The sequence below is a fragment of the Nocardioides glacieisoli genome (assembly GCF_004137245.1).
In the GTDB taxonomy this organism is placed as follows: Bacteria; Actinomycetota; Actinomycetes; order Propionibacteriales; family Nocardioidaceae; genus Nocardioides; species Nocardioides glacieisoli.
The window spans coordinates 283,189-305,066 of record NZ_SDWS01000002.1 but is presented as its reverse complement, the minus strand read 5'-3'; the positions used below and the strand labels follow the sequence as shown (position 1 = coordinate 305,066).

Annotated in this window: 21 protein-coding genes and 1 tRNA gene; 8 read left to right on the top strand and 14 right to left on the bottom strand. The window is 72.2% G+C overall.

Annotated elements, in window-relative coordinates; genetic code table 11:
- From EUA06_RS05605 to EUA06_RS05590, 4 genes are read right to left on the bottom strand one after another with little or no spacing between them, the layout of a single operon-like run.
- Entirely contained in the window at positions 1–486 is a 486-nt protein-coding gene (locus EUA06_RS05605) for a MogA/MoaB family molybdenum cofactor biosynthesis protein (protein ID WP_129474034.1), read from the bottom strand.
- Positions 483–950, bottom strand: a complete 468-nt coding sequence (gene moaC, locus EUA06_RS05600; protein ID WP_129474033.1) for a cyclic pyranopterin monophosphate synthase MoaC — start codon at positions 948–950, stop codon at positions 483–485. The genes EUA06_RS05605 and moaC overlap by 4 nt, the downstream gene beginning before the upstream one ends.
- Positions 950–2,191 carry a molybdotransferase-like divisome protein Glp gene (gene glp / locus EUA06_RS05595; RefSeq protein ID WP_129474032.1) on the bottom strand — a complete coding sequence of 414 codons (1,242 nt, stop codon included), beginning with the start codon at positions 2,189–2,191 and terminating at the stop codon, positions 950–952. Before glp ends, moaC begins: the two co-directional genes overlap by 1 nt.
- A complete protein-coding gene (locus EUA06_RS05590) occupies positions 2,184–3,593 on the bottom strand; it encodes a UTP--glucose-1-phosphate uridylyltransferase (RefSeq protein WP_129474031.1) in 1,410 nt (469 codons plus the stop codon). Before EUA06_RS05590 ends, glp begins: the two co-directional genes overlap by 8 nt.
- Before the next feature lie 22 nt (positions 3,594–3,615).
- On the opposite strand from EUA06_RS05590, the gene EUA06_RS05585 reads away from it, so the two are divergent.
- Positions 3,616–4,212 (top strand): 5-formyltetrahydrofolate cyclo-ligase, encoded by a 597-nt coding sequence (locus tag EUA06_RS05585; RefSeq protein WP_242497983.1) that lies wholly within the window; start codon positions 3,616–3,618, stop codon positions 4,210–4,212.
- Here the strand turns inward: EUA06_RS05585 and EUA06_RS05580 are convergent.
- Positions 4,196–6,826 (bottom strand): penicillin acylase family protein, encoded by a 2,631-nt coding sequence (locus EUA06_RS05580; protein ID WP_129474030.1) that lies wholly within the window; start codon positions 6,824–6,826, stop codon positions 4,196–4,198. The genes EUA06_RS05585 and EUA06_RS05580 overlap by 17 nt on opposite strands.
- Positions 6,827–6,932: 106 nt before the next feature.
- Between EUA06_RS05580 and EUA06_RS05575 the strand changes: the two genes are divergently transcribed.
- From EUA06_RS05575 to EUA06_RS05565, 3 genes are read left to right on the top strand one after another with little or no spacing between them, the layout of a single operon-like run.
- On the top strand, positions 6,933–7,259 hold the full coding sequence (locus EUA06_RS05575) for an FmdB family zinc ribbon protein (RefSeq protein ID WP_129474029.1): 327 nt from the start codon (positions 6,933–6,935) through the stop codon (positions 7,257–7,259).
- A 59-nt stretch (positions 7,260–7,318) separates the two neighbouring features.
- A complete protein-coding gene (locus tag EUA06_RS05570) occupies positions 7,319–7,951 on the top strand; it encodes an SAF domain-containing protein (protein ID WP_129474028.1) in 633 nt (210 codons plus the stop codon).
- Between the two features lie 45 nt (positions 7,952–7,996).
- On the top strand, positions 7,997–8,350 hold the full coding sequence (locus EUA06_RS05565; protein ID WP_129474027.1) for a large conductance mechanosensitive channel protein MscL: 354 nt from the start codon (positions 7,997–7,999) through the stop codon (positions 8,348–8,350).
- A gap of 127 nt (positions 8,351–8,477) precedes the next feature.
- On the opposite strand, the gene EUA06_RS05560 is transcribed toward EUA06_RS05565, so the two are convergent.
- Genes EUA06_RS05560 through EUA06_RS23190 form a run of 3 tightly spaced genes read right to left on the bottom strand, consistent with a single transcriptional unit; the run spans position 8,478 to position 10,164 of the window.
- Positions 8,478–8,657, bottom strand: coding sequence for a hypothetical protein (locus tag EUA06_RS05560; protein ID WP_129474026.1), 180 nt, complete (start codon positions 8,655–8,657; stop codon positions 8,478–8,480).
- On the bottom strand, positions 8,657–9,982 hold the full coding sequence (locus EUA06_RS05555) for an LCP family protein (protein ID WP_129474025.1): 1,326 nt from the start codon (positions 9,980–9,982) through the stop codon (positions 8,657–8,659). The genes EUA06_RS05560 and EUA06_RS05555 overlap by 1 nt, the downstream gene beginning before the upstream one ends.
- A 50-nt stretch (positions 9,983–10,032) precedes the next feature.
- Positions 10,033–10,164: a hypothetical protein gene (locus EUA06_RS23190; RefSeq protein ID WP_277985655.1), complete on the bottom strand. Its 132-nt coding sequence runs from the start codon at positions 10,162–10,164 to the stop codon at positions 10,033–10,035.
- A 39-nt stretch (positions 10,165–10,203) separates the two neighbouring features.
- On the opposite strand from EUA06_RS23190, the gene EUA06_RS05550 reads away from it, so the two are divergent.
- A tRNA-Arg gene (locus EUA06_RS05550) sits at positions 10,204–10,276 on the top strand.
- A gap of 43 nt (positions 10,277–10,319) precedes the next feature.
- Here EUA06_RS05550 and EUA06_RS23185 read toward each other — a convergent pair.
- Positions 10,320–11,144, bottom strand: a complete 825-nt coding sequence (locus EUA06_RS23185) for a class I SAM-dependent methyltransferase (protein ID WP_129474024.1) — start codon at positions 11,142–11,144, stop codon at positions 10,320–10,322.
- A 96-nt stretch (positions 11,145–11,240) separates the two neighbouring features.
- Here EUA06_RS23185 and EUA06_RS05540 point away from each other — a divergent pair, with 96 nt between their 5' ends.
- Entirely contained in the window at positions 11,241–12,869 is a 1,629-nt protein-coding gene (locus EUA06_RS05540) for a helix-turn-helix transcriptional regulator (protein WP_129474023.1), read from the top strand.
- Between the two features lie 29 nt (positions 12,870–12,898).
- Here the strand turns inward: EUA06_RS05540 and EUA06_RS05535 are convergent, their stop codons facing one another.
- The 3 genes from EUA06_RS05535 to EUA06_RS05525 all read right to left on the bottom strand — a co-directional run bounded on the left by EUA06_RS05535 (position 12,899) and on the right by EUA06_RS05525 (position 15,600).
- The gene (locus EUA06_RS05535; protein ID WP_129474022.1) at positions 12,899–13,303 is read right to left on the bottom strand and encodes a pilus assembly protein CpaE; all 405 of its coding nucleotides are present in this window, start codon (positions 13,301–13,303) and stop codon (positions 12,899–12,901) included.
- 17 nt (positions 13,304–13,320) lie between these two features.
- Entirely contained in the window at positions 13,321–14,928 is a 1,608-nt protein-coding gene (locus EUA06_RS05530) for a CHAP domain-containing protein (protein ID WP_129474021.1), read from the bottom strand.
- 162 nt (positions 14,929–15,090) lie between these two features.
- Positions 15,091–15,600: a DNA-binding protein gene (locus EUA06_RS05525; RefSeq protein ID WP_129474020.1), complete on the bottom strand. Its 510-nt coding sequence runs from the start codon at positions 15,598–15,600 to the stop codon at positions 15,091–15,093.
- Between the two features lie 77 nt (positions 15,601–15,677).
- On the opposite strand from EUA06_RS05525, the gene EUA06_RS05520 reads away from it, so the two are divergent.
- The gene (locus EUA06_RS05520; RefSeq protein WP_129474019.1) at positions 15,678–17,663 is read left to right on the top strand and encodes a VWA domain-containing protein; all 1,986 of its coding nucleotides are present in this window, start codon (positions 15,678–15,680) and stop codon (positions 17,661–17,663) included.
- Between the two features lie 109 nt (positions 17,664–17,772).
- Here the strand turns inward: EUA06_RS05520 and EUA06_RS05515 are convergent, their stop codons facing one another.
- Both EUA06_RS05515 and EUA06_RS05510 read right to left on the bottom strand, forming a co-directional pair.
- Entirely contained in the window at positions 17,773–18,735 is a 963-nt protein-coding gene (locus tag EUA06_RS05515; protein WP_129474018.1) for a serine/threonine-protein kinase, read from the bottom strand.
- An 11-nt stretch (positions 18,736–18,746) separates the two neighbouring features.
- Positions 18,747–19,916 carry a saccharopine dehydrogenase family protein gene (locus EUA06_RS05510; RefSeq protein ID WP_129474017.1) on the bottom strand — a complete coding sequence of 390 codons (1,170 nt, stop codon included), beginning with the start codon at positions 19,914–19,916 and terminating at the stop codon, positions 18,747–18,749.
- Between the two features lie 52 nt (positions 19,917–19,968).
- Here EUA06_RS05510 and EUA06_RS05505 point away from each other — a divergent pair, with 52 nt between their 5' ends.
- Complete coding sequence (locus tag EUA06_RS05505; RefSeq protein WP_165354273.1) at positions 19,969–21,840, top strand: beta-propeller domain-containing protein; 1,872 nt, start codon at positions 19,969–19,971, stop codon at positions 21,838–21,840.
- The last annotated feature ends 38 nt before the right edge of the window (positions 21,841–21,878 follow it).

The following is a 21,878-nucleotide window of genomic DNA, read 5'->3' as shown; positions in this document are numbered from 1 at the left end:
TCAGTGGTCGCTCCCGACGACCTGCTCGACCGCGTGCCGCAGCACGGGCTCGAGGACACCGAGGCCGTCCTTCACGCCGCCGCGAGAACCCGGGAGGTTGATGACGAGGCAGTCGCCGGAGACGCCGGCGATCCCGCGCGAGAGCATCGCGGTCGGGACGCCCTTCGCGACGCCGGCGGCGCGGATCGACTCGGCGATGCCGGGCACCTCGCGGTCGAGCAGCGGGGCCGTGGCCTCGGGGGTCCGGTCGGTCGGCGTGAGGCCGGTGCCACCGGTGGTGAGCACGACCCGGGCGCGATCCGCGACGGCGGCGGCGATGGCCTCGCGGACCGGGTCGCCGTCGGGGACGACGGCCGGCTCGTCGCAGTCGAACCCCTGGCCGCGCAGCCAGTCGACGATCAGCGGGCCGGTCTCGTCGGCGTACACCCCCGACGCGGCGCGGTTGGAGGCCACCACCACGGCGGCTCGGAGACGAGTGGGACTCATCGCTTCCAGTCCCCCGACCGCCCGCCGGACTTCGTCTCCACCCGGATGTCGGTGATCACGGCGGCCTTGTCGACGGCCTTGACCATGTCGACGACGGTGAGCGCGGCGACCGAGACGGCGGTCAGGGCCTCCATCTCGACGCCGGTGCGGTCCGTCGTGCGGACGGTGGCGGTGATGTCGACGGACTCGTCGGACACGGTGAGGTCGACCGTGACGCCGGAGATCGCGAGCGGGTGGCAGAGCGGGATGAGCGCGGGCGTCTGCTTGGCGCCCATGATCCCGGCGATCCGCGCCACCGCGAGCGCGTCGCCCTTCGGCACGCCCTCCCCGCGGAGCAGGTCGATCACGGCGGGGCTGACCAGCACGCGGCCGGTGGCGGACGCCGTACGAGCGGTGACGGCCTTGTCGCCGACGTCGACCATGCGCGCGGCACCGCTCTCGTCGACGTGCGTGAGGCGGTCCATCAGAAGTCCTCGTCGAGCTTGCGGACCGCGACCATCTCGCCAGCGGCGACCGAGGTGACGTCGGCCGCCACCTCGATGAGGCAGTTGGAACCGGCCAGGTCGCCGATGAGGTGCGAGCCGTGGCCACCCACCGGCGACACGAAGCTGCCGCCGCGGTCGGAGTCGACGAGCCCGCGCACCAGCTGGACCTTGCCCGGCGGCGAGGAGATGCCGTGGGTGAGGCGGGCCCGCGCGGTGGGGCGGGCGTAGGGCAGCTTGCCCATCATCCGGCGGATCGCAGGCAGGACGAACATCTCGAACGAGACGTAGGAGGAGACCGGGTTGCCGGGCAGGGTGAAGACCGGGGTGGCGTCCTCGCCGACGGTGCCGAAGCCCTGCGGCTTGCCGGGCTGCATGCCGACACCGCCGAACCACATCGTGCCGTGCTGGGACAGCGACTCCTTGACGACGTCGAAGTCCCCCTCGCTCACGCCGCCGCTGGTGACGACGATGTCGGCGCGGACCAGCTGGTCGCTCAGCGCCTCGGTGAAGGCGTGCGACTCGTCGGGGACGATGCCGACGCGGTAGGCGATCGCACCGGCGGAGCGGGCGGCCGCGGCGAGGAGGTAGGAGTTGCCGTCGTAGATCGAGTCGTGGCCCAGCGGCGTGCCGGGGTCGCGGAGCTCGGAGCCGGTGGAGATCACGACGACGCGCGGGCGCGGACGGGTGCGGACGGTCGCCCGCCCCACCGCAGCGAGCATGCCGAGGTGGCGCGGGCCCAGGACGGTGCCCTCCTCGAGCAGCATGTCGCCCTCGGAGATGTCGTCGCCGGTCGGGCGGATGTGCTGGCCCACCCTGGCCGGACGGTCGATGCGCACCTGCGCGACGCCGCGGTCGGTCCACTCGTAGGGGACGACCGTGGTGGCGCCGGTCGGCACGGGCGCGCCGGTCATGATCTTGACGGCGGTGCCCGGCGACATCGCGAGGATCGACGACTGGCCGGCCCCGATCTCACCGACGACGGGCAGCACGACGGGCGAGTCCTCGCTGGCGTCGGCGACGTCGTCGGCGACCACGGCGTAGCCGTCCATCGCGGAGTTGTCGAAGCTCGGCAGCGAGATCGGTGCCACGACGTCCTCGGCCAGCGCGAGGCCGAGCGCCTCCATCAGCGGCTGCGGGAACGCCGGCAGCGGCGAGATCGTGGCAAGGATGCGCTCGACGTAGTCCTCCACGGGCAGGAGGGCGGGGTGCGGCTCAGGCATGCCCTAGCCGCTCCTGCTCGTCGAGGACGGTGCCGCCCTCGACGCGCTGCGCGGACTTCGACGCCAGCGCGACGTCGCCGACCACCTTCACGCCACGACCGAAGGTCCAGTCGCCCTCGACCTTGAACGAGTCGGCCTCGCGCAGCGACGGCGCACCCTCGGGGAACCGCTTGTCGAAGTCGCCGACCAGCTTGTAGAAGTCGCCGTCGAGCGAGATGTAGGGCACGTCGTCGCCGGCCTGGTCGAGCACGAAGTCCTTGCCGAGGTCGTAGACGTCGGAGCGCAGCACCAGCAGGTCGTCGGTCGTCTTCACCGGCACGAACCGGTCGCGGCCGACCTCGATCGTGCGCGCGCCCTCGAACACCTCGATCGCCGCACCCATCGCGGTCTCGACCTGGATCACCTCGGGGGTGGCCTTGTCGGCCGGGTCGAGGTGCTTCACGTTCTTGATCAGCGGGAGGCCGAGGATGCCGCCGCGGGCGTCGAGGGTGCCGACCATCGCCTCGATGTCGAACCACAGGTTGTTGGTCGAGCAGTACTTGTGGCGCTCGAGGTCGGCCAGTGCCTCCCGGTCGGCGTCGGGCGTCTGCGCCGTCTCGCGCAGCACGATGCGGCCGTCGCTCTTGCGGCGGGCGAAGTGGCCGCCCTTGCGGTCCGAGGGCGTACGTCGCACGGCCTCGATCGCGAACGGTGCGCCGCTCTGGGCGAACCAGCCCGCGACGCGCGCGTCCGGCACGGCGCCGAGGTTGTCGGAGTTGGAGACGAAGACGTAGCGGTAGCCCGCATCCTTGAGCCGGGCGAGCAGTCCGGTGCCGCGCAGGGCGGTGTAGATGTCGCCGTGGCCGGGAGGGCACCACTCGAGGTCGGGGGCCTTGGGGTACGCCGCCGGCATCAGGTCCGCGGCGAGGAGCTTGGGCTCCTTGTTCTGCAGGAACTCCAGGGGCAGACCGTCGACGGCGAGGTCCTCGTAGCGGGCGAGGGCCTCCATCGTGTCGGCCGAGGTGCGGAAGGAGTTCATGAACATCAGCGGCAACGTGGCGTCGTACTGCTGGCGCAGGTGCAGCACCTGCCGGGCGATGATGTCGAGGAAGCTCAGCCCGCGGCGCACGCAGAGCAGCGACTTCGCGCGCTCCATGCCCATCGAGGTGCCGAGGCCGCCGTTGAGCTTGATCACCGCGGTCTTCCCGATCGCCTCGGCAGCGACGTCGTCGGGGACGTCGACGTCGGCCAGCGCCTCCATGTCGAGCGGCTCGATCGTGTCCTCCGCGATCATGCCGGTCTCGCCGTGCTCGAGGAGCCGGTAGTAGTGCGCGAACGTGTCGATCGCGACCTCGTCGACCCCGGCCCGGCGCATCTTCTCGCGCGCCAGCTCGAGGCCGCGGACGTTGCCCTTGCTTGCCATGCTTCGATCGTAGGCTGCTGACGTGCCCTCGCCACAGTCGCCCGACAGCCGGTTCGCCAAGAGCGCACTGCGCGACCAGGTGATGGCGGGTCGGAAGCGGCGCCCGCTCGAGGCCGCCGCCCGCTTCTCGTCGTCGGTCGCGGAGGTCGCGCTGGCCTGGCAGCCCGTCCGCGACGCGGCCACCGTGACGGCGTACGTCTCCGTCGGCAGCGAGCCCGGCACCGGCCTGCTCCTCGACGCCCTCGTCGCTGCTGGCAAACGGGTGCTGCTGCCCGTGGTCGTGGCGGGACTCGACCTGGACTGGGCGGTGTACACCGGCCGCTCCGGCCTCGCACCCGCGGTGCGCGGGCTGCTCGAGCCGACCGGGCCGCGGCTCGGCAAGGACGCGATCGCCCAGGCCGACGTGGTGCTCGTGCCCGGCGCGGCGGTCTCGGCCGACGGCACCCGGCTCGGGCAGGGCGGCGGGTGCTACGACCGCGCCCTCCCCCGGATCACCGCCGGGACGCCGGTGGCCGTGCTGCTGTACGACGACGAGGTCGGCCTCGCCGTGCCCAGCGATCCCCACGACGTACGCGTCGGCTTCGCGCTGACGGCGGGCGGCGTCAGGGCGCTGGCGTGAGCACCAACCGGTCGTCGGTCGCCGCCTCGACGGCCTCGCGGCTGTAGGCCCAGGGCAGGGTCTCGCCCTCGACGTAGAGCTCGGTCTGGTCGGAGTAGTGCGAGGACGCGGGGTGGCCGGAGACGCCGGTGAGGTTGATCCAGCGTGAGTCGTCGAAGTCGGCGAGCGAGACGACCATCCGCATCGACGGCGCGGCAGTGACCTCGTAGCCCTCGGCGGCGTTCCACGAGGTCGCGTCGACGATCGACGATCCGCCGCCGACCTCCCAGCCGTCGCGGTTGAACAGCCGCTCGACGGGCCCGACGCCGGACTCGCCGAGGGTCGCGTTGTGGAGGTTCATCCGGTGGAGGCGTCCCCAGGTCCAGCGACGGGGGTCGCGGGCCTGGCGACGCGTCAGCTCGTCGCGCGCCTCGAGCAGCGCCTGGCGCAGGATGTCGTCGCGGGTCTCGACCACGTCCTCGGTCGTGACGTCGTCCCACCACTGCCCGGCCGGCTCGGGCAGCAGCCGGCCGACGACCAGGAACCACCGGTCGCCGCCGTCGGGCCACGACCGCTGGCGCAGGTCGTCGTGGAAGGTGAGCTCGAGCAGCTTGCGCCACACGACGTTGAAGTACGCCGCCGGTGCGCTGTCGGCCGGTGAGGTGAAGTCCCAGTCGCGCAGCAGGTCCTGGGCGTTGCGGTAGTAGCGGTTGGGCAGGTCCTCGATGTCGAGCAGGTAGGGCACGAGTGTCTCGGCCATCGGGTTGGTCGAGTCGAGCTGGAGGCGCGACATCTCCTGCACCGACAGCTCGCCCTCGGCGAGCAGCGCGTCGCGGATGCGGGTCGAGCGGTAGCCGTAGTCCCAGTCCTTCGTCAGCAGGTAGGGGTAGTCCTCGTCGGTGACCGCCTGGTTGGCGGTGGCGATGAAGCCCTCCTCCGGGTCGAGCACGCTGGGCAGCCCGTCGAAGGGGATGTAGTCGCCCGTCCAGTCGTTGGCGCTGATCCAGCCCTCGACCGGCAGCGTGCCGTCGTTGCCCGAGCGGCGGATCGGGATCCGGCCCGGCGCCTGGTAGCCGATGTGGCCCTCGCGGTCGGCGTACACGAGGTTCTGCGCGGGCACCGCGAAGTCGGCGGCGGCCGCGCGGAACTCGTCCCAGTTCGACGCACGGTTGAGCCCGAGGATCGCGTCTGCGGTGGGCGCCGGGTCGAGCGCGGTCCACGCCAGCGCGACGGCGTACCCGCTGCCGCGCTCGCCGGGCTCGTCGGTGGGGGCGTTGGCGCCGACCGTGGCGAGCTCCGACGACACGTCGCTGATCAGCGGGCCGTGGACGGTCTCGCGCACGCGGAGCTCGACGTCGTCCTCGCCCCGCACCTTGATCGTCTCCGTGCGGACCTCCATCGCGACGGTCTCGCCGTCGCGGACGTAACGGTCGTCGCCCTCGGTCTGCTCGAGGAAGAGGTCGGTGACGTCGGGGCCCAGGTTGGTGAAGCCCCAGGCGATGTCGGCGTTGTGGCCGATGACCACGCCGGGCACGCCGGAGAACGTGAACCCGCTCGTGTCGAGGGTGCACTCGGGGGTGATCTCGCGGCAGCGCAGGCCCATCTGCATCCAGATGCCGGGCTGGCTGACGCCGAGGTGCGGGTCGTTGGCCAGCAGCGGCATCCCGGTCGCGCTGCGTTCGCCGGAGACGACCCACGAGTTGCTGCCGATGCCGCGCCCACGTCCGAGCATGTCGGGCATCGCGGCGACGGTGTCCTGCACCCGTCGGAGGGCCTTGACCACACCGGGCGGATACGCCGGGCGTCGCGGGTTGCGGGTCGCGTTGGCCGTCGCGTTCTGCTCGAAGACGCCGTCGACGACCCCGCCACCGGACACGATCGGCGGGTTCTCGTCGTAGGGGTACGCCGGCCACAGCGAGGCGATCTCCGCCGGTGTCTGGTCGACGGAGAGCTGGGCCCGGTCGATCTCGGCATCCATGTTGCCGCGCAGGTCCCATGCCATCGCCTTGAGCCATGCCAGCGAGTCGACCGGCTCCCACTCCGCGGGCGTGTAGTCGAGACCGGTCAGTCCGAGCACGGAGTACTCGGCCGCCAGCTCCGAGGGCGAACGCTCGGCGAGGTAGGCGTTGACCCCCTCGGCGTAGGCCGTCAGCGCCTCACGGGTGGACGGCTGCAGGAGGGCCCACTCCTGCTCGGCGACGCCGCGCCAGTCCATCGTGCGGATGAACTTGTCGGTCTCGAGGGTGTCGGGCCCGAAGATCTCCGAGAGCCGGCCGCCGGTCACGTGCCTCCGGAAGTCCATCTCGAAGAACCGCTCCTGGGCGTGCACGTAGCCCTGCGCACGCATCAGGTCGGTGTCGTTGTCGGCGTAGATCTGCGGGATGCCGTAGTCGTCGCGCAGCACCTCCACCGACGCGGTCAGCCCCGGGAGGCTCGCCTCGCCGTCGGTCTGCGGCAGCGGGCGGCGGACGACGCCCACCACGGCGGCCGCGAGCACGAGCAGCACGAGCACGATCCCGACGGCGGTCCAGGCCGACCAGCGCACGGCCCGCGGCAGCCCCCGGAAGGCCTGCCACCGGCTGGGGCGGGGCAGGTCGGCGGCCGGGGGGACGGTGGTGGGGGAAGGGTCGCTCATCGCGCTCCCCATTGTGCCGTACCATTGGCAGTCGAGAGGCCCGAGTGCCAGCGCGTCGCGCCGGCCCGTCGCCAGTCGTCACCCGCACCGTCCCGAGGATCCCGCGATGCCCACCTACCAGTACGCCTGCACCGAGTGCGGCCACTCCTTCGAGCAGTTCCAGAGCTTCAGCGACGACGCGCTGACCGTCTGCCCGGTCTGCGACGGCAAGCTGCGCAAGCTCTTCAACGCGGTCGGCGTGGTCTTCAAGGGCTCGGGCTTCTACCGCAACGACAGCCGCTCGACGACGTCGTCCTCGGAGCCGGCGGCCGCGTCGTCCTCCGCGAGCACGTCCTCGTCCACGGACTCGTCGTCCTCCTCGAGCTCGACGTCCGACTCCTCGAAGTCGACGTCCACCACCACGAAGTCCTCGTCGAGCTCGTCCTCCGACTGATCCCGTCGGCCTGTGGAGAGGCCCAGCGCGCGGGCACCCGTCCCGCCTAGCGTCGGGGGATGTTCCCGGGCCTCCCGCCGGCACGCCGCCGGATCCGTGCCGTACGCCACCAGCTCCGGCGCCGACGTCGGCTGATCGCGGCGCTGCTCGCAGCCGCCGCGGTCGTGGCCGCACTGCGCACGGTCGCGCCGCCGGCGCCCGACACCGTCGCCGTGCTGGTCGCCGCCCGCGACCTGCCCTCGGGAGCCCTGCTGGAGGACGGCGACCTGGTGGCGCGCGACTTCCCGGCCGAGCTCGCCCCGCCGGCCGCGGCGGACGCTGCTGCAGGTCGCGTGCTGGCGGCTCCGGTGCGGCGCGGCGAGGTGCTCACCGACGTACGCCTCGTCGGTCCGGCGCTCGCCGACGCGGTCCCCGGCGAGACCGTGCTGCCGGTCCGACTACCGGATGCGGGCATGGCGACACTGCTCCGCGCGGGCGACGAGGTCGACCTGGTGGCGACCGACCCCGGCACGGGCGACACGACCGTCGTGGCGCGCGACGTCACGGTTCTCGCGACGCCGACGGGTGTCCCAGACGGGCCGGCGGGTGGCGCGGGAGGTGCGCTCGTGGTGGTCGGTGCCTCCGCGACCGAGGCGATCGCCATCGCCCGAGCAGCACTGTCGCAGTACCTGACAGTGTCCTGGACGCGCTAGCGTGCGGTGCGTCCCCGGACTCTCGGGGCTATAAGGAGGCACAACATGAGTGGTTTCAAGAACTTCATCCTCAAGGGCAATCTGATCGAGATCGCCACCGGTCTGATCATGGCGCTTGCCTTCGCAGCGGTGGTCACGACCTTCACCGCGTGGCTGACCGGCTTGATGCCGGACTCGGCATCGGAGTACTTCTCGACCGAGGCGCAGAGCTTCGGCGCCTTCCTCAACGCCGTTGTCGCGTTCCTGATCATGGCCGCAGTGGTCTACTTCTTGATCATCGTCCCGTACACCAAGGCGAAGGAGCGCTTCTTCCCGAGCGATGAAGAAGGCACCCCGGCCGACGTCGCCCTCCTCGAGGAGATCCGCGACCTGCTCCGCACGCGCGGCGGCGCCGTCTGACCGACGTACGACCACTCGTTCGGCTCGCCCTCCGGGGCGGGCCGTTCGTGCGTCCGGGGTAGTCCCCATCGAATGGGTCGTCCCGACGCTTTCGCGACGACCCAATCGATGGGGACTACACGGGGAGTCAGCCGTGGTGCGGCGGGACCTGGTCGCGGTACCAGTCGTCGCCCTTGCCCGAGGTGTCCTCCCGGGCGTCGGTGTCGTCGCTGGTCTGCTCCGGTACGCCGTCGCCGAAGGCCGCGGCCAGGCGACGCCGCCGCTTCCACTCGGGCTCGGGCGGCTCGGCAGGTCGGTCGGAGGCCATCACGCACAGACTCCGAAGATCGGCTTCTCCTCCGGCTCCGTCGTCTCGGACGGGGTCGGCGGGGCGGGGGTCTCGGAGGCCGTCGGCGTCTCGGACGGGGTCTCCGAAGGGGTCTCGCTGGGCGTCTCGGACGGCGTGCCGGACGGGCTCTCTCCCGCGGTCGGCGTCTCCGTCGATCCGGGCGGGCCCTCGGCGCTGACCGACGTGCCGCCGATCAGCTTCGGCGGGAGCACCTTGTCCTCGGCGAGGAGCTTCCAGATCTCGTCGGCCTGCTCGGTCCAGAAGACCTTGCCGCTGAAGTCCGGGTCGTCGACCGGGTAGTAGTCGGTCGGGAGGGTGACGAACTTGATCTTGTCCAGGCCGATGTCCTGCAGCTGCAGCGCGATCCTGCCCAGCCGCGTCACCGAGTCGAACTCCGAGTCGGTCGTCAGGCCCTCGGTGGCCGCGTCGAGGAGCTTCACGACCTTGTCGGGCCGGGTCAGGGTGCCGGCCGAGAGCACCTTGCGGACGAGCGCGCCGATGAACTCCTGCTGGCGTCGGATGCGGGAGATGTCGTTCTGCTCGATCTGGTCGCCGACGTAGCGGGCCCGGACGTAGTCCAGGGCCTCGTCACCGGTCAGCAGCGACGGGTCCCCCTTCGGGACGAAGATCTGTCGCGGCCGGTCGACGATGTCCTCCGGGACGCACACCGGCACGCCGTCGACGGCGTCGACCATGTTGCCGAAGCTGCCGAAGTCGATCACGATGAAGTGCTCGACGAGGATCCCCGTCTCCTCCTCCAGCTGGCGCAGCGTGCACTTCGGGCCGTTGACGCTGAAGGCCTCGTTCCACATCACGTCGGTGGCCGCAGGAGCGTCGCACCCGTCCTCGGGCCGGTTGACGATCGAGTCGCGCGGGATGGAGACGGCGTACGCCCTGCTGCGGTCGGCGGAGAGGTGCACCAGGATGCTGGTGTCGGAGCGGGCGCCCTCCTCCTTGTCGAGGCCGCAGCCCTCGCAGTCGCGGGAGTCCGAGCCCATCACGAGGATGTCGAGGGGCTCGCCATTGCCCGTGTAGAGGTTCTCCGGACGCTCCTCGTCACCGCCGAGGTCGTCGAGCGAGATCCCCTCGATGTTGCCGTTGAGGTGGCGCACGAAGTAGACGACGCCCAGCCCGGTGATCAGGGCGAGCACGACGGCGCTGATCACGATCACGCGGCCCACGGTGTGCTTGCGCGCGACCGTGCCCTTGCGCTTCGGTCCGTCCGAGCCGGGCTCGGACGTTGCCGTGGCCGGCGCCTCCGACGATGCGTCCGACGGCGCCTCCGGGCGCGACTCATCCGACACGGGGCTCACCTTCGACAGGGCGGACAGGGCTGACGGGACCTGAACCTACTTCACGAGTGCAAGATCTCACCTTCCGGCGACACCGCGATCCGCGCTCGTTTCATCGGATCCCCGAACGGGCGAAGCCGGCGACCGTTGCCGAACCAGCGCCAGATCGGGAACGTCTCCGTCAGGCCGGCCATGCGCGTGGTCGTACGCCGGCGTGGCAGGATTCTCCCGCCGCCCCAGTAGCTCAGTGGATAGAGCAGCCGCCTCCTAAGCGAAAGGTCGCAAGTTCGACTCTTGCCTGGGGCACCCAAGCCGTTGTCTTTCTCGGCCTGCGCCGGTGGCGCGACACTCAGGTGCGGGTGCCGACCGCGACGAGGTACTCCTTCTCGAAGCGTGCTGCACCGGGGGTACCGCGGTCCCAGGTCTCGCAGAACGCATCGAGGGCTGCGTCGAACTCGGCGGCGCGGCCCTCCCGCTCGGCGTTGGCACGCACCGCGATGGTGGGGCCGTAGTAGGTCTTGAAGTGCTCGCCGTAGTCGCGGGCGTGCGGGAAGGCGGTGATCTCGAGGGTCTGCTTCTCGAGGGTGTGGAGCTCGACCCGCCCGCCGAACAGGCCGCGCAGGTGTTCCTCGCTGCCCCACAGCGGCGGCGGGGACGCTCCGGGAGGCGGCGGCGGCGCGAACGGCTTCATCATCGCGAAGAGCGCGCCGAGCATCCCTTCCGGCGTCCAGCTCAGGAGCCCGATGCTCCCTCCGGGCCGGCACACCCGCACGAGCTCGTCGGCCGCGGCCTGGTGGTGCGGCGCGAACATCACGCCGATCGACGAAATCACGACGTCGTACGACGCGTCGTCGAACGGCAGGTCCTCCGCGTCGGCCGGGGTCCACGTGAGGTCGAGTCCCTCCGCCTCCGCCCGGGCCCGGCCGGCTTCCAGGAGCTCGGGTGTCAGGTCGCTGGCCGTCACGGTCGCGCCCTTCCTGGCTGCGGGGATGGAGGCGTTCCCCGTGCCGGCCGCGACATCGAGGACGCGGGTGCCGGGCTCGATGGGGCACGCGTCGACCAGACGCGGTCCGAGCGGGAGGAGGAAGGTCTCCACCATGTGCGGGTAGTCGCCGGAGGCCCACATGGTGCGGTGTCGAGCCTTGAGCTCGCTGTCTGCTGTCTGGGTCGTCATGGTTCTTTCCTCCCGGTTGTTGGTGCCTCCACCTTCCTGCCGCCGTCTTCCGAGCACATCGGGAGAATTGCCCATCCCGGTCCCTACACTCAGACGATGGAGGCACCGGCCGACGAGCTCGAGGCCGGTCGGCGCGCGCTGGCGCTGGCCCACTGGGCGCTCGCCCGGAAGTCCCTCGAGGCGGTGCTGGCCGCGGACGAGTCGGCCGAGGCGCGCGAGGGCCTCGGGCTGGCGCTGTGGTTCCTCGGCGATGTCGCCGGTGGGATCGACTCGCGCTCGCGCGCGTTCGAGCTGTACGCCGCCGCCGGCCGCTGCGGCGACGCTGCGCGAACCGCCGTGTGGGTGTCCCACCAGCACGTCGTCGGTGGCCGGCAGTCGGCCGCGCGGGGGTGGCTGGGTCGCGCCGAGCGCGCCCTCGAGGCGGTGGTGGAGTGCGAGGGTCACGGGTGGGTCGCGGTGGAGAAGGCACGGCACGCCGCAGCCCTCGAGGACCGGATCTCCCACGGCCTCCGTGCCGTCGACATCGCCCGCCGGCTGCATGCAGGCGACCTCGAGGTCTTCGCCCTCAGCGTGGTGGGGCGTGCGCGGGTGGAGGCGGGGCAGGTCGAGGACGGGCTGCTGCTGCTCGAGGAGGCGATGGCCGGCGCTACTGGCGGGCAGGTGGGCAACGTCCACACCCTCGCCGAGGCCTACTGCAACCTGATCCTCGCCAGCACCAGCGCCGGTGACTGGGTGCGTGCCAACGAGTGGTGCCAGCACGTCGACGCCTTCGCCCGTACGCACACTGCCGCTCCCCTCTTCGGCACGTGTCGCGGAGTGCATGCCGACGTGCTCTTCGCGACCGGCCACTGGGTCGAGGCGGAGCAGGCCCTCGACACGTCGCTCGTCACCCTCGCGGGGTCCGTGCCGGAGCTGGCCGAGCCGTCGGTGGCGTCCCTCGCGGAGCTCCGGGTCGGCCAGGACCGCCTGGCCGAGGCGGAGGCGCTGCTCGTCGACCGCAAGGAGTCTCCCGCGGCCCTCCGGGTGCTCGCCCTGCTCCGGTTGGCGCAGCACCGTCCGGAGGTGGCCGTCGTCCTCCTCGACCGCGCGCTGCGCCAGGCCGCGGGCGGCGTCGTCGGGCGGGCTCGCGTCCTGCTCGCCCTGGTCGAGGCCCGCGTGGAGCTCGCCGACCTCCCGGGAGCACACGCCGCCGCCCGGGAGCTGTCCGACCTCGCGCGCGCATCAGGGATCAGCGTGGCGACCGCCCAGGCCGAGCTGGCCCACGGTCGGGTCGCCCGGGCCGAAGGACGTACGACGGATGCAGCCGAGCACGCACGCGCCGCGCTCAGCGAGTTCTCGGGACTGGCGATGCCCGTGGACGCGGCCGAGGCCAGGCTCCAGCTGGCCCGGGCGCTCCGCGACGACGCCCCGGACGTCGCCGAGGACGAGGCGCGCACCGCGCTCGCCGTCTTCGAGAAGCTCGGTGCCGTCCGGTCGGCAGCGGCCACCCGCGCCTTCCTCGCGTCCGGCTCGGGAGGCGAGCGGGATCGGTCCAGCGAGCTGGGGCCACTCACCCCTCGCGAGCTCGAAGTGCTCGAGCTCGTCGCCCAGGGCCTGTCGAACGCCGCCATCGCGGCGACGCTGGTCATCTCGGAGAAGACCGCCGGGCACCACGTCAGCCACATCCTGACCAAGCTGGGCGTGCACAACCGCACCGAGGCCGCGGGGCGCCTGAGACGACCCTGATGCGCCGACCGAGCAGCGCCGGCCCTGGGTCAGGACGTGGGCTCGCGCACGGCGAGCACGGCACGCGCCGCGGCGTCCTCGATGCCGACGTCCACGTGCTCCTCCTCGCCGTCCCCCACTCGGATGCGTACGACGTGCCCACCCGATCGGGCAGCGAGGCTGACGAAGCCCGGGCCGAGGAGCTCGAGGAGCTGGTCGAGGCGCGGCAGCCACACCGCCTCGCGCTCCTCGACGTCATCGAGCGCCCACTCGGTCGTCCCGTTGAAGGCGAGGACCCGGCCGTGCGGCTGGTCGCGCACCTCGACGACCATGTCGCTCACGGTGAAGACCATGTCGTCGAGCTCGCGGTCGGGCACCCAGAAGGTGTCGCCGTTGCGCGGCGACCACGCCACGCCGGCCTCGTGCAGTCGGTGGGCGAGGTCGTGGGAGATCACCTCGCCAGTGTGCCTCGCTAGGGCACGGTCAGGGTCGAGCGCGCGACGGCGGGCAGGACGAGGTCGGTGCCGGAGTAGCGCACGACCACGGGCTTCGTGCCCGCCTTCAGCTTGCGTACGACGACGCGCGCCGCGCCCTCGACGACCTGGGCCTCGACCGTGCGGCCACCGATGGTGAGGGTGATCGCACCTGCCGGCTTCGCGGCTCCGGGCGCCTTGACCTTGACGTCCACGACCACCTTCGTGCGCCTGACGTCGGTGCGGACCCTCAGGTCGGAGACGGCCATCACGGGGCTCCCCACCGCGGCGGTCTCCACCGTGTCGCGGTAGGAGCGCTTGGACCACGTGACCTCGACGGCCAGGCTGTGTCCCACGTCGCCGCGGCGGACGGTGTAGGTGTTGCGCGTGGTCCCGGCGATCCGCTTCCCGTCGCGCAGCCAGCGGTACGACGCCGTGGCGTTCGCGGGTCGGGCCGTGCCGACCTTGGCGACGAGCTTGCTCCCCACCCGGGCCTTGCCCTGCACGACGGCCGGCTCGGTGATCCTCACCGGCTTGGCGAGGACGGGCGTCGTCGGCTCGGTGGCCGAGCGCGACTTCTTGAAGCCGCCGGAGCTCGCGATCGTGCGGGCGGTGATGCTCTTGTCGATGAGGCTGCGGGTCAGGACGAGGCTCGATCCGGTGGCGTCGTCGAGGGCGGCGCCGTCGGCGTACCACTGGGTCTTGACCTTGGTCGGTTGCGGCGACCATGCGGACGGGGTGAGCGTCAGGGTCTGGCCGACCTCCGGGACGCCCTGGATCGTCGGGGCTGCCGTGCGCTGGAACGTGCCCGGAGCGACGGGTGCGGTCGCGAGGACCGCCTGGCCGGCGGCATAGCCGTCGAGCTGGGCTGTCACCTCGGCGGTCAGCGCCTTGCCCTTCACGTCGGGCGTCGGGACATAGCTGGGCGCCGTGGCGCCCGGGATGGCGGCACCGTCGGCGAGCCACCGCACGTTGATGCTGGTGGGCGTGGGGGTCCACGTCCCGGGCGCCACCTCCAACGGAGCTCCGACTGCCGGAGTGCCGACGATGGCGGGCGCTGCGGTGGGCGCGACGACGCGGTCGTTGAAGTGGATGAACCCCGACGGCCAGCCGCCACCGGTCTTGGTGATGCGCCGCCAGTGGAAGTTGCCGCCCCAGTAGTCCTCCGAGACGATGATCTCCGTGTCCGAGATGACCTGCTCGACGTAGGCGACGTGCCCGTTCGAGCCGGCCGGGCTGACGTTCGGCCGGTACCACGCGATCGACCCGACCGTGGGGGTCTGGTCGGTGATGCTCGCCATCGCCACGCCCCAGTTGGAGGCGTTGCCGCTGCCCTCCCACGGCCGGACATCCGGCATGCCCGTCTGGATCAGCCGGTAGGCGACGTAGTTGGTGCAGTTGTGCCCGGAGTACATCCGCCAGTACGACGTGCCCGACGCCTGGCCATAGCCGAAGTTGCTGTAGCCGGCGGCCGGGCAGCCGGACCACCCCGAGCACAGGTACGTCGACGTGACGAGGTCGATGCGGGCCGTCGTGGTCGGCGTGACGAGCAGGACGAGCGCGAGGGCTCCGACGGCCCACCGGGTGGTCCGACCCGCCCATGTCACCGCAGCACGCAGCGCTCCGCGAGCCCGCTGGGGCTGTTGTGACGAGTGTGAAAGTTGAGACAGGAGGGACACAAAGAGAGATCGTATGAGCGATCTGTCAAGGCCGCCACGCCGATGAGTGAAGAACAAATGTGTAATTCGTTCGGCACGCTCGCCCCACGCTCAGCGGACCAGGCCGGCCAGCCCATCGAGGTGGGCGCGCACGTCCTCGGCCGTCCCGAGGCCGTGCACACGGATCAGCTCGGCGAGCGCCGGGTGGTCGGCGGCGAGCAGCTCGGCGGCACGCACCAGGTCCTGCCCCGAGGCCACGGTCCGCAACAGCTCGGCGGTCGTCGGCTCGCCGACCGGGCGGCGGCTCGCGCCGGTGAGGGTGGTGGAGTCCTCCTGGCGGATCTCGTCGAGCCGGCGGGCCACCTCGCTGTGCGCCAGGCCGGTGCCGACCTCCTCGGCGAGCTCGACCAGCGCCCGCAGCCGCTGGACCGCGAGCGGGTTGCCGATCGTCGTACGCCTGCCGCTCGCGAGCTGCGACAGCATGGGCGCGCTCATGCCGATCGTGCGCGCGACCGCAGCCTGGCTGAGCCCGAGCGCCCCGGTGATCCGATCGAGGACGTCACCGATGGCGGCGCCGTAGAGCTCCTGCTGCCGCAGCAGGCTCTCGGAGGGGGCGACCATCCCCGAATCGTAACGCATGCGAATGTTATGTTTGCGATCGCAAACGCTGGGTAGGACGACCCGCAGGAGGTACCACCATGACGACCATGCGGAAGCACCCGCGGCCCACCAGGGCCCTCTCGTTCCTGGCTGCGCTGGCCCTGCTCGCCCTCGGGACCGCGCTCGGCGTGACACCGTCCTACGGCGCTGCCGACGAGATCGGGACCGCGTCGGACACCGACACCGACTTCGCCCGGATGATCCTCGTGCTCGACTCGTCGGGCTCGATGGCGGAGCCGGCCGGCGGCGGCACCACCAAGATCGAGGCCGCCCGCCAGGCCCTCGGCACCGTCGTCGACGGACTGCCCGACGAGGCCTACGTCGGGCTCCGGGTCTACGGCGCCACCGTGTTCTCCCGCGACCAGAAGGGCGCGTGCACCGACTCCCAGCTGGTCGTCGACCCGGCGACCGACAACCGCGACGAGCTGCGCACGGCGCTCGCCCAGTACGAGCCCTACGGCGAGACGCCCATCGGCTTCGCGCTCCGGAAGGCAGCCGGCGACATCGGCGGCGAGTCCACCCGCTCCATCGTGCTCGTCTCCGACGGCATCGCCACGTGCGAGCCGGATCCGTGCATCGTCGCGGGCGAGCTCGCCCAGTCGGGCATCGACCTGCAGATCGACGTCGTCGGACTCAGCGTCGACGCGAAGGCCCGGGCCCAGCTGAGGTGCGTGGCCGCGAAGGGCAACGGCACCTACTACGACGCCGACGATGCCGACGACATCGTCGAGAGCCTCCAGACGGCGACCGACCGCGCCCTGCGCCCCTTCGCCCTCGACGGCACCCCGCTCGCCGGCGGTCCTGCCGCCGACCCCACCCCGATCGGGGTCGGGCTGTGGAGCGACAAGGTGGGGACCCGCCCGGGAAACGCGGAGCGCTGGTTCTCCTACACCCGCACCATGCCGGGCTCGACCGTGCGGGTCGGGCTCTCCAGCCTCGGCGGGGACCCGGACGAGTGGGACACCGTGCAGCTCGCTACCAGCACGGCGATCGGCAGCCCCTGCGGCACCGACAGCAGTCTCAAGGCGATCAACTCCGCCGAGCTCCTCGGCGTCGAGGTCGCTGCAGGGCCACGGGGCAACGACGACTGTGCGACCTCCGAGGAGATTCTCGTCAAGGTGTCGAGGTCCCTGAGCAACCTGGGTCGCGGGCAGTCACCGTTCAGCCTCCAGGTGGTCGAGGAGCCGCCCGCCGACGGGACGTCGCTCCCGGAGGCGGACGGCTGGACCGACCTGGTCCTCGAGCCACCGACGGTGGCCGGGAAGCCACAGCCCGTCACCGGCGGCGACTCCTTCGCCACGGCGCCGGTCCTCACTGACGGCGCCTACCGTGGCAGCATCGTGCCGGGTGAGACGCAGGCATTCCGGGTCGAGCTGGGCTACGGCCAGACGCTCAGCGCCCGCCTGCGCACCCCGCCGGCGTCACCCCGGCTGCGCGAACAGGTCGGCTTCCAGGGACCGTTCGGATCGCTCCGCGTCTACAGCCCGATGCGCGGCCAGGTCCCGATGAGCGGCGACGGCATCGACACGAGCGGATTCGCCGCGGGCAGCGAGTCGGACGTGATGGGGGTGCAGACCCCCGAGCTCCGCTACAACAACCGCGACAGCTCGGCGACCCTCAGCACCAGCCTGCCGGGCTACTACTACCTCGTCTATGCCGCCGACGCCGACTTCCAGGACCGGTCCTTCGAGATGCCCTTCCGGATCGATCTCCAGGTCAGGGGCGAGGAGTCCGGGGCACCCGAGTACGCCGACGGGCAGGGGCTGGTCACCGGCACCGACGGCCCGCTGGGATCACCGGTCACGGCGTCGGCCGACCCGACCGACGAGCCCACCGCCGAGCCGACCGACGAGGCCACCGACGAGCCGACCGACGGCTCCGAGGACGGTGGCTCGGCCGTGGAGGCCGGCGCGGACGACGCCGGGATCGGCACCGGCACGCTCGTCGCGGCCGGTGGGCTGTGCGTGGTGGCGCTGGGGTGCGTGGCCCTCGCGGTCGGGCTGCTCCGGAGCCGCCGCGCCTGAGCAGTGCACGTACCAACGTAGGCAGTTCGGCCACGGCCCGGCCGGCACGAGCGGCGGCGCGCAGGTCCGTGGCTCGAACTGCCTACGTTGGATCGGGTGGTGAGGCCGGTCAGGCCAGGAGCAGCCACGCCGCGCCGAGCAGGCACGCCGCCGCGACGACCAGGAGCAGCACGGCGATCAGGCGCGGGTCGGGGCGCTCGGCCTGCGGACCGTCGGAGGCCTCGCGAGCGACCTCGGGCGGAGCGACGCCCTCCAGCTGGTCGAGGACGACCACGGGCTCCGTCGGCTCGGCCGTGCCGGAGAGGTCGAGTGCGAGGAGCCGCTCGCGCAGGGCCACCGCCGTCTGGGGGCGCGCCGTCGGGTCGGGCCGGACCGCCTCGAGCAGCAGGTCGACCAGCGGCTGCAGGCCGGGCTCGGCGGCCACCCGGGCGGCGAGAGCATCGTGGGCAGCGGGAGGTCGGAGGCCGGTCAGCATCTCGAGGCCGACCATGCCCGCGGCGTACACGTCCTGGGTGACGGCCGGGTCGGCTCCCGCCAGCTGCTCGGGCGCCATGTAGCCCGGCGAGCCGATCACCTGGCTGGCGTGGGTCAGGCGCGGGTCCGAGATCCGCGCCGAGATGCCGAAGTCGGTGAGCATCAGGTGCGGGCGCGCGGTGCCGGTGGCGCGCAGCAGCAGGTTGGCCGGCTTCACGTCGCGGTGCACGACCCCGGTCCCGTGCACGGCGTCGAGGGCGGTGAGCAGCTGCACGAGCAGCTCGCGGACCCAGCGTGCGGGCAGGGCGCCGTGGTCGCCGACGAGGGTCGCCACCGAGCCGCCCCGGACGAGCGGCATCGTGAAGAGCACCCGGTCGTCCTCGCCCGCCCACGACAGCGGGGTGACGACGTGGTCGTGCGCGATGCGGGTGCCCTGCTCGCGCATGAAGCGCATCAGCGACGCGGAGTCGGACTGGCGCAGCACCTTGCCGGCGTACACCTGCTGGTCGCGGCGGTCGCGCACCACCCACACCGAGCCCATGCCACCATCGGCGATCGGGTCGAGCAGCTCGAACCGACCGGCGAAGACCTCCCCCACGAGTCGTGGCCTCAGACGGTCTCGAAGCGGATGCCCGCGGCCTGCAGCCGGGCCAGCAGCGCGTCGCCCATCGCGACCGCCGGGGTGACCTGACCGGAGGTCTCCGGGTTGTCGTCGAAGGCCAGGCACAGCGCGGCCTCCGACAGCATCTTCGCGGTCTCGGTGTAGCCGGGGTCGCCGCCCGACACCTTGGTGCGGACGGTCTGGCCGCCGCCCTCGCCGACGAACTCGACGGTGAACCACGACCTGTCGCGCTTGGCCTCGTCGGGCCCGGACCCCTGCGGCACCTTGCTCTTCAGGAAGTTGCGCAGCGGCGGCACCTGGGCGGCAACCGTCAGCAGCCCGACAGCGGCCGCACCGCCGGCGGCGTAGTGCAGTGTCTTGGTGCCGGCCCAGTGGGAGTAGCGGAACTTCGGGCCGTACGCCGCCAGCGCGGCGCCGCTGCGGGCGACGACGATCGGGTCGATCGTCGGCAGCGGGAGCAACCAGTAGCCGAGCAGCGGGTCGCGGTGCGGCTTGCCGCCGACCGAGCGCGACGACCGGCCGTCGGCGGGCTTGCCCTCGGCGCGGCGGCGCGCGGCGTAGGTCTTCCTCATGTCCTTGGCGCGCGCGAACTGGTTGAGCGCCGAGTGGAAGGTGCCGCCCGAGAAGGTGCCGGCGGACCGGACGACGCCGCGCATCGTGATCGGCACGTCGGAGGGCAGCTGCTGGACGGTGAAGTAGGCGCCGAGGTCGTGCGGGATCGAGTCGAACCCGCACGCGTGCACCAGCCGGGCGCCGGTGCGGACCGCGGTCTGGTGGTGCGCGAGGAAGGTCTGGTCGACGAACTCGGGCTCGCCGGTCAGGTCGACGTAGTCGGTGCCGGCCTCGGCGCAGGCGGCCACCAGCGGTCCACCGTGCTCGAGGTAGGGGCCGATGGTGGTGATCACGACGCGGGCACGGCGGGCGATGTCGGCCAGCGCGGCGGGGTCGGTCGAGTCGGCGACCAGCACCTCGACACCGTCGCCCCCCGCCTCGGCCAGGCGACGGCGTACGGCCTCGAGCTTGTCGGCGTTGCGCCCGGCGATCGCCCAGCGCAGGCCTGACGGGGCGTGCTCGGCGAGGTAGTCGGCGGTGAGGCCGCCGGTGAAGCCGGTGGCCCCGAACAGCACGATGTCGAGGTCCCGGTCTGCGTCGCTCATCGCGCCATCGTGCCACGCGGAACCGGGCCCCCGACCGGCCCGTCCCACGGCCATGAGCGTTCGCAGGATCACCACCGCTGTCGCGGCCACGACCACCCTCGCTGCGGCAGTCGGCGTGGGCTACCTGCTGGGCACCGACAGCGGCTCGGGCGACGTGCCCCCCGGCTCACCGCCGATCGCGCTGGCCAACGCCGACCTCGCTGTCGCGGCCAGCTGCGACGACCTACTCCAGTCCTACGTCGATCGCGGGATCGAGCAGGTCGGCCCCTACGGCTGGGGCGGCGGCATCGTCGCGTTCGACGCGGGCGGCGCGGCCGAGTCGAGCTCGCCGAGCGCGGGCATGGAACGCTCGGCGGGCTCGGGCGTGAAGACGTCGCGATCGACCAGCAACGAGTCCGGCACCAACGTGCAGGAGCTGGGCGTCGACGAGTCCGACGTGGTCAAGGTCGCGGGGCCCCTGCTGCTGCGGATGCGCGAGGGCGAGCTGCTGGCGTACGACGTCTCCGGCGCTGAGCCGTCGCTGCTGTCCACCACCAGGATCGACGACTCCCGCGGCAACGGCCTCGTCGGCGACCCGGGCGGCGAGCTGCTCCTCGTGGGCGGCCGCGCGGTCGTGACCGGCACCTCGCCGGACGGGCTCGAGACCACGATCACGACGGTCGACCTGGCCGACCCGACCTCGCCGAGCATCGTCGACTCCACGACCGTCCGCGGTCGCGCATCGGCCGTCCGGCTGCACGGGGACGTCGTCCGCGTCGTGCTGCAGACCGGGCTCCCGGAGCTCGACTTCTCGTTCCCCGACGGCACGTTCGGGCAGATCCGCGCCGAGCTGCGCAACCGTTCGCTGGTCCGCGACACCACCCTGTCCGACTGGCTGCCGACCATCGACGGCGAGCCGTTCGTCGACTGCTCCGACGTCGCCGTGCCCGACGACGAGACCGTCCCGCTCGGCACCACCACCGTTGTGGCCTTCGACCCCGCGACGCCGACGGAGCTGACGACGACCGCGGTCGCGACGGACAGCGACACGGCGTACTTCTCGACCGACCGCTTCTACCTCGCTGCCGGCTCCGCGACGTGGGGCGGGTGGACCGACTGCATGGACTGCCGCGTCGGCCCGGGCATGCCGAGCGGCACTACGCCGCTCTACGCCTTCGCGCTCGACGGGACCACGACGACGTACGTCGCCTCCGGTGAGGTCGAGGGCACGATCGCGGACCGCTGGTCGATGGACGCCGTCGGCGGATCGCTGCGGGTCGCGGTCGGGCCGAGCAGCGAGACCGGCAACTTCAACTCGGTCGTCACCCTGCGCGAGGACGGCTCCGACCTCGTCGAGGACGGCCGCGTCGACGACCTCGGTGTCGACGAGCAGATCAAGTCGGTGCGGTGGTTCGACGACCTCGCGATCGTGGTGACCTTCCGCCAGACCGACCCGCTCTACGCGATCGACCTGACCGACCCGGCCAGTCCGCGGCTGCTCGGCGAGCTCAAGATCCCCGGCTTCTCGGAGTACCTCCACCCCCTCGGCGAGCACCGGCTCATCGGGATGGGCCAGGACGCGGACCTCAACGGGATGACCCGCGGTGCGCAGGCGGCGCTCTTCGACGTCACCGACCTGACGAACCCGCGGCAGATCGACGTCGTGCGCTACGACGCGGAGTCCTACGCCGGAGCGGCCAACGACCCGCGCCAGTTCACTTGGCTGCCCGAGCAGCGGGTCGCGCTGACCGTCGTGTCGCAGGGCTGGAGCGGCACCACCGGCTGGGTCTCGGTGCTCTCGCTCGACGACGGCTCGATGACGAACCGGATGGTCGAGGTCGAGCACGGCAGCGACGTCGCGCAGGTCCGCCTGGTCCCGCTCTCGTCGGGCAGGGTGGCCCTGGTGACCGGCGAGGACGTCTCGTTCTTCGACATCGCTGGTTGAGGTGCGAGCGCAACGAGCCTCGAAACCTGCCTGCCGCC